This window comes from Streptomyces sp. NPDC052079, assembly GCF_040680275.1.
Lineage (GTDB): Bacteria > Actinomycetota > Actinomycetes > Streptomycetales > Streptomycetaceae > Streptomyces.
The window spans coordinates 106,790-122,062 of record NZ_JBFAWL010000013.1 but is presented as its reverse complement, the minus strand read 5'-3'; the positions used below and the strand labels follow the sequence as shown (position 1 = coordinate 122,062).

Annotated in this window: 15 protein-coding genes and 3 pseudogenes; 8 read left to right on the top strand and 10 right to left on the bottom strand. The window is 70.5% G+C overall.

The genetic code is table 11. The features are described 5' to 3' along the window. Window positions 1-18: 18 nt before the first annotated feature. Window positions 19-429, top strand: a complete 411-nt coding sequence (locus tag AB0L56_RS20240) for a DUF742 domain-containing protein (protein WP_365425016.1) — start codon at window positions 19-21, stop codon at window positions 427-429. A gap of 129 nt (window positions 430-558) precedes the next feature. Next, window positions 559-1,164 carry an ATP/GTP-binding protein gene (locus AB0L56_RS20235; RefSeq protein ID WP_365425014.1) on the top strand — a complete coding sequence of 202 codons (606 nt, stop codon included), beginning with the start codon at window positions 559-561 and terminating at the stop codon, window positions 1,162-1,164. Between the two features lie 29 nt (window positions 1,165-1,193). On the opposite strand, the gene AB0L56_RS20230 is transcribed toward AB0L56_RS20235, so the two are convergent. Then, complete coding sequence (locus tag AB0L56_RS20230; protein ID WP_361023810.1) at window positions 1,194-1,622, bottom strand: PPOX class F420-dependent oxidoreductase; 429 nt, start codon at window positions 1,620-1,622, stop codon at window positions 1,194-1,196. Between the two features lie 118 nt (window positions 1,623-1,740). On the opposite strand from AB0L56_RS20230, the gene AB0L56_RS20225 reads away from it, so the two are divergent. Together AB0L56_RS20225 and AB0L56_RS20220 are read left to right on the top strand one after the other, a co-directional pair. After that, window positions 1,741-2,148: a roadblock/LC7 domain-containing protein gene (locus AB0L56_RS20225; protein WP_361023807.1), complete on the top strand. Its 408-nt coding sequence runs from the start codon at window positions 1,741-1,743 to the stop codon at window positions 2,146-2,148. A 122-nt stretch (window positions 2,149-2,270) separates the two neighbouring features. Beyond that, window positions 2,271-3,194 carry a DUF6397 family protein gene (locus tag AB0L56_RS20220; protein ID WP_365425011.1) on the top strand — a complete coding sequence of 308 codons (924 nt, stop codon included), beginning with the start codon at window positions 2,271-2,273 and terminating at the stop codon, window positions 3,192-3,194. A gap of 193 nt (window positions 3,195-3,387) precedes the next feature. On the opposite strand, the gene AB0L56_RS20215 is transcribed toward AB0L56_RS20220, so the two are convergent. The 3 genes and pseudogenes from AB0L56_RS20215 to AB0L56_RS20205 form a co-directional block, all read right to left on the bottom strand. Beyond that, on the bottom strand, window positions 3,388-4,620 hold the full coding sequence (locus AB0L56_RS20215; protein WP_365425106.1) for a cytochrome P450: 1,233 nt from the start codon (window positions 4,618-4,620) through the stop codon (window positions 3,388-3,390). A 36-nt stretch (window positions 4,621-4,656) separates the two neighbouring features. After that, window positions 4,657-4,814: pseudogene (locus AB0L56_RS20210) on the bottom strand (cytochrome P450); the annotation flags it as partial. Window positions 4,815-4,916: 102 nt separating this feature from the next. Next, window positions 4,917-5,246 (bottom strand): roadblock/LC7 domain-containing protein, encoded by a 330-nt coding sequence (locus tag AB0L56_RS20205; RefSeq protein ID WP_365425009.1) that lies wholly within the window; start codon window positions 5,244-5,246, stop codon window positions 4,917-4,919. 362 nt (window positions 5,247-5,608) lie between these two features. Between AB0L56_RS20205 and AB0L56_RS20200 the strand changes: the two are divergent. Continuing rightward, window positions 5,609-5,898: pseudogene (locus tag AB0L56_RS20200) on the top strand (transposase); the annotation flags it as partial. Between the two features lie 37 nt (window positions 5,899-5,935). On the opposite strand, the gene AB0L56_RS20195 reads toward AB0L56_RS20200, so the two are convergent. Then, window positions 5,936-6,805: an acyl-CoA thioesterase II gene (locus AB0L56_RS20195; RefSeq protein ID WP_361023798.1), complete on the bottom strand. Its 870-nt coding sequence runs from the start codon at window positions 6,803-6,805 to the stop codon at window positions 5,936-5,938. A gap of 19 nt (window positions 6,806-6,824) precedes the next feature. After that, window positions 6,825-9,338, bottom strand: a complete 2,514-nt coding sequence (locus AB0L56_RS20190; protein WP_361023795.1) for a DUF3516 domain-containing protein — start codon at window positions 9,336-9,338, stop codon at window positions 6,825-6,827. A 145-nt stretch (window positions 9,339-9,483) separates the two neighbouring features. On the opposite strand from AB0L56_RS20190, the gene AB0L56_RS20185 reads away from it, so the two are divergent. Further along, window positions 9,484-10,278 (top strand): metal-dependent hydrolase, encoded by a 795-nt coding sequence (locus AB0L56_RS20185; RefSeq protein ID WP_361023792.1) that lies wholly within the window; start codon window positions 9,484-9,486, stop codon window positions 10,276-10,278. Between the two features lie 20 nt (window positions 10,279-10,298). On the opposite strand, the gene AB0L56_RS20180 is transcribed toward AB0L56_RS20185, so the two are convergent. The 4 genes and pseudogenes from AB0L56_RS20180 to AB0L56_RS20165 all read right to left on the bottom strand — a co-directional run bounded on the left by AB0L56_RS20180 (window position 10,299) and on the right by AB0L56_RS20165 (window position 12,452). Next, complete coding sequence (locus tag AB0L56_RS20180) at window positions 10,299-10,553, bottom strand: type B 50S ribosomal protein L31 (protein ID WP_361023789.1); 255 nt, start codon at window positions 10,551-10,553, stop codon at window positions 10,299-10,301. A 60-nt stretch (window positions 10,554-10,613) separates the two neighbouring features. Next, window positions 10,614-11,084 carry a DUF5709 domain-containing protein gene (locus tag AB0L56_RS20175; protein WP_365425005.1) on the bottom strand — a complete coding sequence of 157 codons (471 nt, stop codon included), beginning with the start codon at window positions 11,082-11,084 and terminating at the stop codon, window positions 10,614-10,616. Between the two features lie 259 nt (window positions 11,085-11,343). Then, window positions 11,344-11,897, bottom strand: a pseudogene (locus tag AB0L56_RS20170) (ABC transporter ATP-binding protein); the annotation flags it as partial. 96 nt (window positions 11,898-11,993) lie between these two features. After that, window positions 11,994-12,452 carry a MarR family transcriptional regulator gene (locus AB0L56_RS20165; RefSeq protein ID WP_365425003.1) on the bottom strand — a complete coding sequence of 153 codons (459 nt, stop codon included), beginning with the start codon at window positions 12,450-12,452 and terminating at the stop codon, window positions 11,994-11,996. 120 nt (window positions 12,453-12,572) lie between these two features. On the opposite strand from AB0L56_RS20165, the gene AB0L56_RS20160 reads away from it, so the two are divergent. Together AB0L56_RS20160 and mltG are read left to right on the top strand one after the other, a co-directional pair. Beyond that, window positions 12,573-14,375 carry an ABC transporter ATP-binding protein gene (locus AB0L56_RS20160; protein ID WP_361023780.1) on the top strand — a complete coding sequence of 601 codons (1,803 nt, stop codon included), beginning with the start codon at window positions 12,573-12,575 and terminating at the stop codon, window positions 14,373-14,375. Window positions 14,376-14,418: 43 nt separating this feature from the next. Beyond that, complete coding sequence (gene mltG / locus AB0L56_RS20155) at window positions 14,419-15,264, top strand: endolytic transglycosylase MltG (RefSeq protein WP_365425001.1); 846 nt, start codon at window positions 14,419-14,421, stop codon at window positions 15,262-15,264. The last annotated feature ends 9 nt before the right edge of the window (window positions 15,265-15,273 follow it).

The following is a 15,273-nucleotide window of genomic DNA, read 5'->3' as shown; positions in this document are numbered from 1 at the left end:
AGGAAGCGGTCCGAGCAGATGACCGAGGACACGACGGGCATCCCGCGCGAGCGGGGCAGCCAGTGGTACGACCACGAGGCCGGGCCCCTGGTTCGGCCGTACGCGATGACCGGAGGACGCACCAGGTCCGGCCCCGACGGGGTGCGGTTCGACCTGATCGCCCTCGTCACCCTGGCCCCGGCCGCACCCGAGGCGCACGACCCGGCCCTCGGCCCGGAGCATCGCGCGCTGATCGAACTGTGCCGTCCGGAGACACAGTCGGTCGCCGAACTTGCCGCCGGGACCGATCTGCCCGTCGGTGTGGTCCGGGTCCTCCTCGGCGATCTGCTGGAACGCGGCTGCGTCACCGTCAGCCGACCCGTACCCCCCGCGCGCCTGCCCGACGAGCGCATCCTCCGCGAGGTGATCGCGGGCCTGCGGGCCCTGTAGGCGTCACCGCGGCCGTGCCGTTGTAGGCGTCACCGCACCCATGCCGCGCGGCGGTGGCGCTCCTCCCGGGCCCGCGCGGCACACCCTGCCCCTGCCGACCGCGGCCGGCACTCCAGAGAGAAGTGATCGATGGCCCCTGAACACTCCGACGCACCCGGCGGCGACACGTCCGCGCTGGCGCTGAAGATACTGGTCGCCGGCGGATTCGGCGTGGGCAAGACCACGCTGGTGGGAGCGGTCAGCGAGATCCGTCCGCTGCGCACCGAGGAACTGCTGAGCGAAGCCGGCCGCTCGGTGGATGACACCGACGGGGTGGACCAGAAGGTCACGACGACCGTCGCCATGGACTTCGGCCGGATCACCATCCGCTCCGGGCTGTCCCTGTACCTCTTCGGAACACCCGGCCAGGACCGCTTCTGGTTCCTGTGGGACGAACTGGCGCAGGGCGCTCTGGGCGCGGTGGTCCTCGCGGACACCCGGCGCCTGGAGGACTGCTTCCCCGCGGTGGACTACTTCGAGCATCGGCGGATCCCGTTCGTGGTCGCCGTCAACTGCTTCGCGGGAGCCCGGCGCCACGACACGCGGAACGTCTGCCGCGCGCTCGACCTCGACGCCGGAACACCCGTCGTGCTGTGCGACGCGCGTGAGCGCGACTCGGGAAAGGAGGTGCTGATCCGGCTCGTCGAGTACGCCGGGCGGATGCACACCGCCCGGCTGCTCGACTCGGTGGGATGACGCGCGCCGGCCGCCCCGCGGGCGGGGTGTCAGTCCGCGAGGTCGGCCATCGCCACGGCCTTCTCGATCCTGACGCGGACAAGGAGTTCGCCCGGCACCCCATTGCGCGCCCCGAACTCCTCGGCACGGTCCTCGCCCATGTACCGCGCCGCGATCCGGGTGGCCCAGTGCAGGAGCTCCCCGGGGTCCTCCGAGAGCCGCGCCCGGCCCTGCAGCACCACGAAGGAAAACGGCGGCCGGTCGTCGTCCACGCAGAGGGCGACGCGTCCGTCACGAGCCAGGTTGCGCCCCTTCACGGTCCGCGCGCCGGTGTTGAAGACCACGTCGTCCCCGTCGAGCAGAAACCACACCGGCGCCACATGCGGGCTGCCGTCGGCCCGGACGGTGGCGAGCTTGGCCGTGCGGGTTCCGGACGAGACGAACTCCCGCCACTCTTCCTCGGTCATCTTGTGTCCCATGGCCTCCATCCTCCTTGCCCGCCGCCCGGTCGTGGGGAAGGCTGGCCGAGGACCCTCCCGCCAGGAGGGGACGGACACGGGGCAGACCACGGGGAAAGAGCAGGGGGAGATTCACGACATGGGGCAGAACCAGGGACTCGACTGGCTGCTGGACGACCTGACCCAACGCGTCGAACATGTGCGGCACGCGCTTGTCCTCTCCAACGACGGGCTGGTGACGGGCGCGAGTACGGGGCTGCGCCGTGAGGACGCGGAGCATCTCGCCGCCGTGTCGTCCGGCCTGCACAGCCTCGCCAAGGGATCCGGACGGCACTTCGGCGCGGGCGGGGTGCGCCAGACCATGATCGAGTTCGACGACGCGGTGCTCTTCGTCACCGCGGCCGGTACCGGCAGTTGTCTCTGCGTGCTGAGCGGCGCCGAGGCCGACATCGGCCGGATCGCGTACGAAATGACCCTGCTGGTCAACCGGGTCGGCGAGCACTTGGACGTGGACGCCCGCCAACCGGAACCCGGACCAAATCTCTGACCTGGGCTTTTGTCCTCTGCTCGAGGTTTTCCACAGGCTCGCCACGGAATGTGACGGAGCGGCTACGGTTTTTTCCGCGGCGCACCCGGCGCCACCGCCCACACTCCACGGGGGAGACGAGCATGCCCGGACACCACATCCTCACCCGCGACGCAACCGCCCGCGACACCGCCGAGCAGCCCACGGAAGACCGTGGCGCCTGGGTCACGACGGGGCGCGCGGCGCGTGAACTCTGCCTCAAGCGAACCGAGTTCGACCTCGCCGTGCACCTCGGCCGGATCCGCACGACCCGTGACGGCGGCGGTGGCCGACGGGTCGCCCGGGCCGAGATCGAGCGGCTCCGCGCCGGGCCAGGATTCCCCGAGACCCTGCGCCGAAGCGTGGAGGCCGTGGGAACCACCGAGGGCGCCGCCCTCATGGAGGTGCCGAAGGCCCGGTTCACCCGCCTGGCCCGGCTGGGACTCCTGGTGCCGGTGAGGTTCTACTTGAACCGCTACCGGGCCGTGGTCTGGCTCTACCTGGCCGAAGAACTGAGGCTGTTCGCGGCCGACGACAAGAACGCACCACTGCTGAAGGGACGCACGCCGGAAAACCTCAGGAGCATGCTGGACGCCGGCCTCGACCTGCGTCCCCGCAACTGGCGCGCCCGCCACCTGGGTCACCTGCTCCGTCAGGCCGGCCACCCCTGGGCGCGGGCCGGAGCCGTGGCCTCGCTGCTCGACCCGCTCCATGTCTCGCAGGTCGTCACCAACCCCTACGAGCGGTCCCTGCTGAGCGGGTTCCGCGAACCGCCGCCCTCCCACGGATCTCCCGGCTCACCGGCAGCCCACATCGCGGAGGACCTCATGACGGCACAGGACCCCGATGAGATCGCCTGGCTCCAGGCCGATCTGACCCGGCTGGCCCAAGAGGCAAGGCAACACCGTCCGGCACCCCACCCGGCCCCACGCCACCCCGGCCCGGCCCGGCGGCCGCCACGGCCCGTCCAACCGGCTCGCGGGACGCCCCGCGGCCTGCTCGGCCGCTGGCGCCACAAACTCAGCTGACCTACAGCGGCCAGAACAGCCCATCCCGCACCACGGAACCAGCATCCGGCCCTCCAGGCCAGCGCCGTTGTCGGTCGGTACCCGCTCGGAGCGGCCTCTGGACGAGGTGTCAGGACCCAGACCGCCAGCCGGTTCCGGCAGCGAGATGTGGTCGGGGTGGTGGTGACGACGGTCTTCCAGGCCGAAGTGGTGATCAGCGGGTATCCGGCCGCAGGTGTACGGGCAGGGTGACGTGTCCGTTGCTGATCAGGGTGGGGAGCGGTCGCAGTTCGCCGGCGGGGACGGCGAGGCGGATGTCGGGGAAGCGGTCGAAGAGCAGGCGCAGGGCGGTGGTGACTTCGAGTCGGGCGAGTGGGGCGCCGAGGCAGAAGTGCACGCCGTGGCCGAAGGCCAGGTGGTCCTTGGTGGGCCGGGTGACGTCGAAGCGGTCGGCGGACGCGCCGTGCCAGTCGGGGTGGCGGTTGGCGGCGGCGTAGGAGGCGAGGATCGCCTCGCCCGCGGCGATGGTCCGTCCGTCGGGCAGGGGGATGTCGGTGACGGCGTAGCGCAGGGGCAGGTGCTTGACGGAGGGTTCGTGCCGCAGGGTCTCCTCGACGACGTCGCTCCAGTCGGCGCGGCCGGCGCGGAGGTGACCGAGCTGCTCGGGGTCGGTCAGCAGGGCGGTGACGGCCTGGTCGATGACGTTGACGGTGGTCTCGTACCCGGCGCTGATCATCAGCAGGAGCGTGTCGCGCAGTTCTTGGTCCGTGAAGCCGCCGCCGTCGCCTTCGTCGTCGCGGGCCGCGATGAGCAGGGAGGTCAGGTCGTCGCCGGGGGTGCGGCGCTTGGTGTCGATGAGTTGGTCCGCCTGCTCGTACAGGGTGGCGGTGTTGGCCTCGGCTTCGGCGTGGGTGAGGGTCGTGTCGAAGACGCCGTCGACGACCTGACGGAAGGCGTCGCGCTGGCTCTCGGGTACGCCCATCAGGTGGCCGATCACCGCGATGGGCAGCGGGTAGGCCAGGTGCTCGCGTAAGTCCACCGGTTCGTGCGGGGGCAGCGTGGCCAGGCGGTCGATGAGGGTGGTCGCCATGCGGTCGATGGCGTCCTTCATGGTGGCGATTCGCCGGGCGCTGAAGGCCGGGGCGATCATGCGGCGCAACCGACGGTGGTCGGGGCCGTAGGCGGTGAACATGTTCTCCACCGCGATCCACAGGGCGAGGGGCCAGGTGGGGACGGTGTCGGCGAAGGCGGGCCAGTGGGCGCGGCCGTCTTTGGAGACCTGCGGGCTGCTCAGGAGTTGCTTGAGAAGGGCCGGATCGGTGACGGCCCATGCCTGGACGCCGAGGATGTCGACCCGTGCCGCCGAGCCTTGGGCGCGCAGGGCCCGGTGCTCGCCGTGGCGGTCGGATCCGGTGGGGTCGAGGATGAGTATCGGCTGCTCGGACATGAGTGTGAGCTCCTCAGTGTGCGGCGGGAAGAGGGCCGGAAGGGCTTCCAAGGCACGGTGGAAAGGGCCGGGCCGCCAACGCAGGTCAGCGGCGGGACAGCAAGGTCTATCTCCGGGAAGGCGTCGAGGAGGTAGCTGATCGCGGTTCCGGCGATGAGGTAGGCGTGAGAGCGCGCAGGGCAGGTGTGGGGGCCGGGCCATGACCACACTTTCCAGGCGCACAGCCCTGCACGGGCGGATGTGCCCGCCCGTGCGGACGTAGGGCCTGATCATGTCCGGGTCGTGGCGCGGTCCGGTCACGCTGCGGTGCCCCCTTCCGGCTGTGGCGCGGGCTTGCGGTGCTCGGTGCCGAGCTGCTCGCCAAGCCGCACCACGAGCTGCGCCATGTGGTGGCGGATCAGGCCGACGTCGACCTGGGGTCCGGTTGTGACGACCGACAGCATCGTGTGCTGCCCGGCCGCGGTCGTCAGGCCGTCGATTAGGTGCTGACGCCCGCCCTGACCGCCGGTGAAATCGTCCCAAGCCCGCCGCGATGCCCGCAATAAGGCGGTTCGGAGGGCCGGCTTCTCGCCGTCGTCCTGGCTAATGGTCTTCGTGTGGGCCTTGAGCAGGCCGTCGCCGCTCATCAGCACCGGCGTACCTGACGCCCTCCACGGAACCGAGCTGCTCGTCCAGCAGCCAGCCAAGGTTGTCGAGCGCGTGTCCGACATGAATTCCTCGCGGTACTCCTCTCCATCACGCTTGCCGGACCCGCCCCATCCGGCAGTACTGGACACATCCTGGCGTTGTCAGGGCCGCTCTCGCGCTCCCCGGCATCACCCGGACCAGGGATGGCGTCCCGCTGAGTGGTGTAGGGATCCCCGCGGTTGAGTGCGCGGGTTCCGCTCCCTGGAGTGCACCGTCTACGGGTGAATACTCCCTGCTCAACTGGCAGACCACCGTGCAACTGTCCTTGGTGAACGGGCAGTTCGACCTCGGGAGGTGCACGGTGGCCTTGTCCCAGCATGACTTACTTCGTCTGCTTGAGTCACTACGTTCGGCGGATGGTCTTGAACCGGTCCGGGAGGTTGCTGAGCGGCTACTGCAGGAACTGATCGAGACCGAGGCGAGTGCGAAGATCGGCGCGGACTGGGGAGAGCACACCGACACCCGCACGTCCACGGCGTCTCCACCCGGTCGGTCGATGACCTGGTCAAGCCCCTGGGCTCGGACACCGGGATATCCAAGAGCGAGGTCTCACGGATCTGCGCGGAGCTGGACGAACAGTTGGACGCTTTCCACTGCGGGCCCCGCCGATGATTGGTGAAACCGCAGGTCAGTCCAACTTGCGGAACAGTCCCTCCTGCACCACGGACACGATTAGTTGCCCCTCGAGGTTGTAGATGCGGCCCCGGGCAAGGCCCCGGCCGCCAACCGCGATCGGTGACTCCTGGTCGTACAGGAACCACTCGTCCGCACGGAATGGGCGGTGGAACCACATGGCGTGGTCCAGGGACGCCATGTCGAAGCCGCGCGGACCCCACAGCGGCTCCACCGGGATCCGCACGGCGTCCAGGAGGGTCATGTCGCTGGCGTAGGTCAGCGCGCAGGTGTGCACCAGCGGATCGTCGCCGAGCGGACCGACCGCCCGCATCCACACCGCGCTGCGCGGCTCGGCGCCCTCGACGTCCTCGGGCTTCCAGCGCAGCCGGTCCACATAGCGGATGTCGAAGGGCTGGCGGCGCGCCATCCGCTCCAGCTGTTCCGGGAGCGCGCCCAGATGCTCACGGATCTCGTCGGTGACCGTCGGCAGCGACTCAGGGTCCGGAACCCTGCGGGCCGGCGGCAGCTGATGCTCGAAACTCCCCTGCTCGGGTTTGTGGAAGGAGGCGGTGAGATTGAAGATCGTGCGGCCCTGCTGCACCGCGGTGACCCGGCGGGTGGTGAACGACCGGCCGTCCCGCACCCGTTCGACCTGGTACACGATCGGCACCCCGGGCCTGCCCGGGCGCAGGAAGTACGCGTGCAGCGAGTGCACCGGACGGTCGCCCTCCGTGGTGCGGCCGGCGGCAACCAGCGCCTGGCCGGCCACCTGGCCGCCGAAGACCCGCTGCAACGACTCCTGCGGGCTGCGGCCACGGAAGATGTCGACCTCGATCTGCTCCAGGTCGAGCAGGGCGACGAGGCTCTCGGCCGGGTTGGTCATGGGCGGCATCCTCCTGTGGTCACAACTGGCCGACATCGGTGACGCGGACGACCGCGCGTCCCTCCGCGTCGGAGGCGGTGAGGTCGACCTCGGCACTGATGCCCCAGTCGTGGTCGCCGTTCGGGTCGTCGAAGATCTGCCGGACCCGCCACAGTGCGTTCTCCGGCTCCTCCTCGATCAGCAGCAGCTTCGGGCCGCGGGCGTCCGGGCCCGTGCCCAGCTCGTCGTACTCGTCCCAGTACTTGTCCATCGCCTCGCCCCAGGCGTTGGCGTCCCAGCCCGACTCGGCGTCCAGTTCCCCCAGCTCCTCCACCTGGTCGAGGGCGGCGAGCTCGACCCGGCGGAACATGGCGTTGCGGACCAGGACGCGGAAGGCCCGCGTGTTGGCGGTGACCGGCTTGACCTGGTCCGCCTTCTCCTGGGCCTCCTCGGCGGTCATCTCCTCCGGATTCGCCAGCTGCTCCCACTCGTCCAGCAGGCTCGAGTCGACCTGGCGCACCATCTCGCCCAGCCAGGCGATCAGATCCTCCAGGTCCTCGGTCTTCAGGTCGTCGGGCACGGTGTGCTCCAGCGCCTTGTAGGCGCCGGCGAGGTAGCGCAGCACGATGCCCTCCGTGCGCGCCAGCTCGTAGTGGGACACCAGTTCCGTGAAGGACAGCGCCCGCTCGTACATGTCCCGGACCACGGACTTCGGCGACAGCGGATGGTCGCCCACCCAGGGATGGCTCTTGCGGTAGGTGTCGTACGCCTGGAAGAGCAGTTCCTCCAGCGGTTTCGGGTAGCTGACGTCCTGGAGGCGCTCCATGCGCTCCTCGTACTCCACCCCGTCGGCCTTCATCGCGGCGACCGCCTCGCCGCGCGCCTTGTTCTGCTGGGCGGCGAGGATCTGGCGCGGGTCGTCCAGGGTGGACTCCACCACGGACACCATGTCCAGCGCGTACGACGGCGACTCGGGGTCCAGCAGCTCGAACGCGGCCAGGGCGAACGTGGACAGCGGCTGGTTCAGCGCGAAGTCCTGCTGAAGGTCCACGGTGAGGCGGACGATGCGGCCCTCGGCGTCCGGCCGGTCGAGCTTTTCGACGATGCCGCCGTCCAGCAGCGAGCGGTAGATGGCGATCGCCCGCCGGATGTGCCGCAGCTGCTGCCTGCGCGGCTCGTGGTTGTCCTCCAGCAGCCGCCGCATCGCCTTGAACGCGTTTCCGGGCCGGGCGATCACCGACAGCAGCATCGTGTGGGTGACCCGGAAACGGGAGGTCAGCGGCTCCGGCTCGGAAGCGATCAGCTTGTCGAAGGTCTGCTCGCTCCAGGCGACGAAACCCTCGGGTGCCTTCTTGCGCACGACCTTGCGCCGCTTCTTCGGATCGTCGCCGGCCTTCGCCAGCGCCTTCTCGTTCTCGATCACATGCTCCGGGGCCTGGGCCACCACGAAGCCCTCGGTGTCGAAGCCGGCCCGCCCGGCGCGGCCCGCGATCTGATGGAACTCACGGGCGCGCAAGGTCCGTACGCGATTGCCGTCGTACTTGGTCAGGGCCGTGAACAGCACCGTGCGAATGGGGACGTTGACGCCCACACCGAGGGTATCCGTGCCGCAGATGACCTTCAGCAGACCCGCCTGCGCGAGCTTCTCCACCAGCCGCCGGTACTTGGGCAGCATGCCGGCGTGGTGCACACCGATGCCGTGCCGCACGTAACGGGAGAGATTGCGGCCGAACTTGGTGGTGAACCGGAAGTTGCCGATGAGTTCGGCGATGCGGTCCTTCTCCTCGCGCGTGCACATGTTGATGCTCATCAGCGCCTGCGCCCGTTCCACCGCCTGCGCCTGCGTGAAGTGCACGATGTAGACCGGCGCCTGGCGTGCCGCCAGCAGATCGGTGAGCGTCTCCGTGAGCGGTGTGTACCGGTACTCGTAGGACAGGGGCACGGGCCGGGTCGCCGAGCGGACCACGGCGGTGGGGCGGCCGGTGCGACGGGTGAGGTCCTTCTCGAAGAAGGAGACGTCGCCGAGCGTCGCCGACATCAGCACGAACTGCGCCTGCGGCAGCTCCAGCAGGGGAATCTGCCAGGCCCAGCCGCGGTCCCCCTCCGCGTAGAAGTGGAACTCGTCCATCACGACCTGTCCCACGTCGGCGTTCCGGCCGTCGCGCAGCGCGATCGACGCCAGCACCTCCGCGGTGCAGCAGATGACCGGGGCGTCCGCGTTCACGGACGCGTCACCGGTGAGCATGCCGACGTTCTCCGTGCCGAAGATCTTGCACAGCTCGAAGAACTTCTCCGACACCAGCGCCTTGATCGGCGCGGTGTAGAAGGTGACCTCGTCGCGCGCCAGGGCGGCGAAATGGGCGCCCGCGGCGATCATGCTCTTGCCGGAACCGGTGGGCGTCGACACGATCACGTTCGCGCCGGAGACCACCTCGATCAGCGCCTCCTCCTGGTGGGGATAAAGCGTGAGACCGCGCTCCTGGGCCCACGACTCGAAGGCTTCGTACAGGGCGTCGGGATCGGCGGTCGGCGGGAGCTGATCGATGAGGGTCACGCCCCCATCTTGCCTGCCCGCCCGCCCGATGCGGGAATCGGCTGCGAGCCCGAAGATCACGACCGCTACGCTGTGGCGCCGGCGGGGCTTCAGCGCACCCGGTCAACCGGCGGGCGGCGAACGAGAAATGGGGCGGGCAACGGCGATGATGGGACCAGCACACTCACTCTCGGGTGCCGCGGCCTGGCTCGGAGTCGGTGCGGCGACGGCAGCCGCCGGCCACCCGATGCCCTGGCCGGTGCTCCTGGCCGGTGCCCTGATCTGCGCCGGCGCCGCACTCGCCCCGGACCTGGACCACAAGGCGGCCACGATCTCCCGCGCCTTCGGGCCGCTGTCCCGCTGGCTCTGCGAGATCGTCGACAAGCTCTCCTACGCCGTCTACAAGGCCACCAGGAAGCAGGGCGACCCGCGCCGCTCCGGCGGGCACCGCACGCTCACGCACACCTGGCTGTGGGCCGTCCTGATCGGCGGCGGCACCGCGGCCCTGGCGGTCACGGGCGGCCGCTGGGCGGTGCTGGCCATCCTCTTCGTGCACATGGTGCTGGCCATTGAGGGCCTGCTGTGGCGGGCGACCCGCGGTTCCAGCAGCGACGTCCTCGTGTGGCTGCTGGCGGCGACCAGCGCCTGGATCATCGCGGACATCCTGGACCAGCCGGGCAACGGCTCGGACTGGCTGTTCACCGCGCCTGGCCAGGAGTATCTGTGGCTGGGGCTGCCGATCGTGCTGGGCGCGCTGGTGCACGACATCGGGGACGCGCTGACCGTCTCCGGCTGCCCGATCCTGTGGCCGATACCGGTGGGGCGCAAGCGCTGGTACCCCATCGGTCCGCCGAAGGCCATGCGGTTCCGGGCGGGCAGCTGGGTGGAGCTGAAGGTGCTGATGCCCGCGTTCATGCTGCTGGGCGGGGTGGGCTGCGCGGCGGCGCTCAACGTGATCTGACGGCCCGGCCCCGGGGGGACTCAGCCTGCGCCCTCACCGCGGTACCGGCGCTGGAAGCGGGCCACCCGGCCCTCCGTGTCCACGGTCCGGGCCTTGCCCGTGTAGAACGGGTGGCTCTCCGAGGAGATCTCCACGTCCACGACCGGGTAGGTCTCGCCGTCGTCCCACTCGATGGTCTGCCCGCTGGTGGCGGTCGACCGGGTGAGGAAGGCGTACCCGGCGGAACGGTCGCGGAAGACCACGGGGTGGTAGTCGGGGTGCTTGTCCTGCTGCATGAATGCTCCTCGGGCGACTGGGGCGACTCGGGCCCGCGCTGCGGCGGGGGAGTGGCGGGCTCAGCCGGGCAGGCTGTCCTCGTCTACGACATGCACGGCGGCCTCCTCGGCGGAGGCGGCCCCGCCGTCGATGCCGACGTCCATGGCGACCAGGGCCTCCTCCTCGTCCTCGTGCGCCCCTTCGTCGGGGGCCACGAGCCGGCCGGAGCGTACGGCGCCGACCTCGTTGTCCAGGAGTTCCCCGTCGGTGCCCGAGGAATCCCCGAGCCCGTCGCCGTCGGACGGAAAGGGATCGGACATCTCCTCGGCCAGCCGCTGGTCCAGCGCCTCGCCCCCATGGCGCTCGGCCGCCGTCACGCCGTAGTGCTCCACGGCCCAGGGCCGCTCCGGAGGGGACCAGCCCCGGTCGAGGGGGTCGGAGACACCGTTGTTCTCCAGAGTGTCCTCGCCGTCGAGCAGTCCGGCGTCGTCCTGGATCTCGGACGCGTCGGGCTGGTAGACATCGTCTCCCCAACCGTCGGCGCTGTTCACGGCTACCTCCAGAGGATGGGGACGGGCCCGGTGCCGCCGTGGCCCGCGCCGGGCCGTCTGCACGGGCGCCGACGCCACCCGTCCCCCGGTCCATGAGGATCCGGGCGCTCCCCGAGCCGGTGCCTGACTCCAGCCTTCCACCGCAGCTCCCCACCACGCAACGCCACGCCCCGCACCGGGCCCGCGCACCGGTTCCCGCAGCCCGGAGGGAGGGTGGGAAGAGGGTGGGAACCGGTGCGGGCCGCTCAGCGGTGCGGGTTCACCCGTGCCAGGACCGCCACAGTGCCGCGTAAGCGCCGTCCGCGGCGACCAGTTCTCGTGACTGCCCAGCTCGCTGATGCGCCCGTTCTCCACGACGGCGATGACGTCCGCGTCGTGGGCGGTGTGCAGGCGGTGGGCGATCGCGACGACCGTCCGGCCGTCCAGCACCCGGGCCGGCGAGCGCTCCAGATGACGTGCCGCACGCGGGTCGAGCAGCGAGGTCGCCTCGTCCAGCACCAGGGTGTGCGGATCGGCGAGCACCAGCCGGGCCAGCGCGATCTGCTGGGCCTGCGCCGGGGTGAGCCCGAACCCGCCCGAGCCGACCTCGGTGTCGAGCCCCTCGTCGAGCGCACGCGCCCAGCCGTCCGCGTCCACCGAGCCGAGCGCCGCCCACAGCTCGGCGTCCTCGGCGTTCGTCCGGGCGAGCCGCAGATTGTCGCGCAGGGAGCCCACGAAGACGTGGTGCTCCTGGTTGACCAGGGCCACATGCGCCCGGACCCGCTCGGCGGTTATCCGCGACAGCTCGGCATCACCGAGGGTGACCCGGCCGTCCGGACACGTTGACGCCGCCACGCTCGGCGGGGCAACCGGTTTTGCATGTCACCGCACAGAACCAGCGCCCGGTGGGCGGCCGTCACCTCGCACGCGTCAGGAGGACACGTCACGCGGGGAGACCGTCCCGTCGATCAGGGCGTTCAGCAACTCGCCCAGCGTCTCGCGCTGTTCGTTCCCCAGCGGGGCCAGGATCTCCTCGGCCGCCGTCCTGCGCGCCGCGCGCAGCTCCCGTAGCGCCGCGCGTCCGTCGTCGGTGAGCTCGATCCGGATCACCCGCCGGTTGGCCGGATCCGGCACCCGCCGCACCTTGCCGTTCGCCTCCAGCCCGTCGACCAGGGTGGTCACCGCCCGGGGCACCACCTCCAGCCGCTCGGCCAGATCGGCCATGCGGGGCGGCGAGCCGTAGTGCGCGAGCGTGCGCAGCAGCCGCGACTGGGCGGGTGTGATCCCGAGTCCGCGCCGCTCCAGATGACGCTTCTGGATGCGGTGCACCCGGCGGGTGAGCCGGAGCAGCTGCTCGGCCAGCAGGCCGTCGGGATCGGAGGCGGTCATGCGGGAACGTTATCAGGATGCCGCTCATTGTGAGTACAGGTAACAATGGGTGCGGCTCTGCCACCTGGGGCCACCCGGGGCACCACCCTGGGACGCCCGACCCGCACCCGTAAGGAGACCATGCACCCCGACCACGAACCCGACTGGACCCCGCCCGCCGGTGCCGACGAGCAGCCCCGGCAGGTGCGGCGCATTCTGAGGCTCTTCCGCCCCTACCGGGGCCGCCTGGCGATCGTCGGCCTGCTCGTCGCGGCCGCGTCGCTGGTCTCGGTCGCCACCCCCTTCCTGCTGAAGGCGATCCTCGACGTGGCGATCCCCGAGGGGCGCACCGGGCTGCTCAGCCTGCTCGCACTCGGCATGATCCTCAGCGCGGTCCTCACCAGCGTCTTCGGCGTCCTGCAGACCCTGATCTCGACGACCGTCGGCCAGCGCGTCATGCACGATCTGCGCACCGCCGTCTACGGACGGCTCCAGCGCATGTCGCTCGCCTTCTTCACCCGCACCCGCACGGGTGAGGTCCAGTCCCGCATCGCCAACGACATCGGCGGCATGCAGGCGACCGTGACCTCCACGGCGACCTCCCTGGTCTCCAACCTCACCAGCGTGGTCGCGACCGTCGTCGCCATGCTCGCGCTCGACTGGCGGCTGACCGTGGTGACGCTGGTCCTGCTGCCGGTGTTCGTCTGGATCAGCCGCCGTGTCGGCGACGAGCGCAAGAGGATCACCACCCGGCGCCAGAAGCAGATGGCCGCGATGGCCGCCACCGTCACCGAGTCCCTTTCCGTCAGCGGCATCCTGCTCGGCCGCACCATGGGCCGCTCCGATTCCCTGACCGGCGCGTTCGCCCACGAGTCCGAGCGTCTGGTGGACCTCGAGGTGCGGTCCAACATGGCCGGCCGCTGGCGGATGGCCGTCATCACGATCGTCATGGCCGCCATGCCGGCCGTCATCTACTGGACCGCCGGAATCGCCCTGCAGACGGGCGGCCCCGAGGTCTCCATCGGCACGATCGTCGCGTTCGTCTCGCTCCAGCAGGGCCTCTTCCGCCCGGCCGTGAGCCTGCTGTCCACCGGCGTCCAGATCCAGACCTCGCTCGCGCTCTTCCAGCGCATCTTCGAGTACCTGGACCTTCCGGTCGACATCACCGAACGCGCGGACCCGGTGCATCTCGACCGGATCAAGGGCGAGGTCCGCTTCGAGAACGTCTCTTTCCGCTACGACGACAAGAGCGGCCCCGTTCTCGACGGCATCGACGTCACCGTCCCCCCGGGCGGCAGCCTCGCCGTCGTCGGCCCGACCGGCGCCGGCAAGTCCACCCTGGGCCATCTCGTGCCGCGGCTGTACGACGTCACGGGCGGCCGGGTCACCCTCGACGGGGTCGACGTGCGCGACCTCGACTTCGACACGCTGGCCCGCGCGGTCGGCGTCGTCTCCCAGGAGACCTACCTCTTCCACGCCACGGTCGCGGACAACCTGCGCTTCGCCAAGCCCGGGGCAACCGACGAGGAACTGCACGCGGCGGCGCGGGCGGCCCAGATCCACGACCACATCGCGGCCCTGCCCGACGGGTACGACACCGTGGTCGGCGAACGCGGCCACCGGTTCTCCGGCGGTGAGAAGCAGCGCCTGGCGATCGCCCGGACCATTCTGCGCGACCCGCCGGTCCTCGTGCTCGACGAGGCGACCAGCGCCCTGGACACCCGGACGGAGGCCGCCGTCCAGCAGGCCATCGACGCGCTGTCGGCCAACCGGACCACCCTCACCATCGCCCATCGGCTGTCCACCATCCGGAGCGCCGGCCAGATCGTGGTCCTCGACTCCGGCCGGGTGGCGGAACGCGGCACGCACGAGGAACTGCTGGAGCGGGACGGGCGCTATGCGGCCCTTGTACGCCGGGACGCCCAACTGGAGCCGACAAGATGAAGATATGCCGGGTTTGCGACGGTATGCGGGTTACCGTGCCCGCATGCAGACGAACACTCCGTCACGGAGCACCATCCGACTGACGCGCCGGGGCCGATTCGCCCTCGCGACGCTCGGGGCCCTCGTGGCCGGCACCGCCGTGGCGGTGCCGCTGCTGATCATGAAGGGCGACGACGAGGCCCGTCCCACGACCCTGGTGATCCCGGAAGGCTGGCGGGCGGGCCAGGTGTACTCCGCCATCGACAAGACCCTCGACCTCCCGGCGGGCACCACGAAGAAGTCCGTCGCCAAGGCGGACCTGAAACTGCCGAACGAGGCCGAGGGCAATCCCGAGGGCTACCTCTTCCCGGCCACCTATCCACTGGAGGACAAGCCGACCCCGCAACGGCTCCTGTCACGGATGGTCGACACGGCCAACAAGAAGTTCAACGGAGCCCCGATCGCCGCCGGTGCGCAGCGCAACGCGATGAACGTCTATCAGGCGGTCACGGTCGCGAGCATCGTCCAGGCGGAGGCCGCCACCAAGGCCGACATGGGCAAGATCGCCCGGGTGATCTTCAACCGCCTGGAGCGCGGGATGCCGCTCCAGATGGACTCGACCGTCAATTACGCCCTGGGCCGCTCGACGCCGGGCGCCACGGACGCCGACACCCAGGTCGACAGCCCCTACAACTCCTACCAGCGCATGGGCCTGCCTCCGACCCCGATCGACAGCCCCGGCGAGGACGCCGTGCGCGCCGCGATCAATCCCACACCGGGCGACTGGCTGTACTTCGTCACGGTGAGGCCCGGCGACACCCGCTTCACCGCCGACTTGGCGGAACACCAGCGCAACGTCGCCGAGGTCGAAGCCCAGCGGGAGAAGTCCGGCGAACCGGCGCGGACATGACCCGGCCGG

Excerpts from the sequence above, each read along its gene's own strand:
- AB0L56_RS20240 (WP_365425016.1), top strand. The coding sequence starts at position 19 with ATGACCGAGGACACGACGGGCATCCCGCGCGAGCGGGGCAGCCAGTGG.
- AB0L56_RS20235 (WP_365425014.1), top strand. The coding sequence starts at position 559 with ATGGCCCCTGAACACTCCGACGCACCCGGCGGCGACACGTCCGCGCTG.
- AB0L56_RS20230 (WP_361023810.1), bottom strand. The coding sequence starts at position 1,622 with ATGGGACACAAGATGACCGAGGAAGAGTGGCGGGAGTTCGTCTCGTCC.
- AB0L56_RS20225 (WP_361023807.1), top strand. The coding sequence starts at position 1,741 with ATGGGGCAGAACCAGGGACTCGACTGGCTGCTGGACGACCTGACCCAA.
- AB0L56_RS20220 (WP_365425011.1), top strand. The coding sequence starts at position 2,271 with ATGCCCGGACACCACATCCTCACCCGCGACGCAACCGCCCGCGACACC.
- AB0L56_RS20215 (WP_365425106.1), bottom strand. The coding sequence starts at position 4,620 with ATGTCCGAGCAGCCGATACTCATCCTCGACCCCACCGGATCCGACCGC.
- AB0L56_RS20205 (WP_365425009.1), bottom strand. The coding sequence starts at position 5,246 with ATGAGCGGCGACGGCCTGCTCAAGGCCCACACGAAGACCATTAGCCAG.
- AB0L56_RS20195 (WP_361023798.1), bottom strand. The coding sequence starts at position 6,805 with ATGACCAACCCGGCCGAGAGCCTCGTCGCCCTGCTCGACCTGGAGCAG.
- AB0L56_RS20185 (WP_361023792.1), top strand. The coding sequence starts at position 9,484 with ATGATGGGACCAGCACACTCACTCTCGGGTGCCGCGGCCTGGCTCGGA.
- AB0L56_RS20180 (WP_361023789.1), bottom strand. The coding sequence starts at position 10,553 with ATGCAGCAGGACAAGCACCCCGACTACCACCCCGTGGTCTTCCGCGAC.
- AB0L56_RS20165 (WP_365425003.1), bottom strand. The coding sequence starts at position 12,452 with ATGACCGCCTCCGATCCCGACGGCCTGCTGGCCGAGCAGCTGCTCCGG.
- AB0L56_RS20160 (WP_361023780.1), top strand. The coding sequence starts at position 12,573 with ATGCACCCCGACCACGAACCCGACTGGACCCCGCCCGCCGGTGCCGAC.
- mltG (WP_365425001.1), top strand. The coding sequence starts at position 14,419 with ATGCAGACGAACACTCCGTCACGGAGCACCATCCGACTGACGCGCCGG.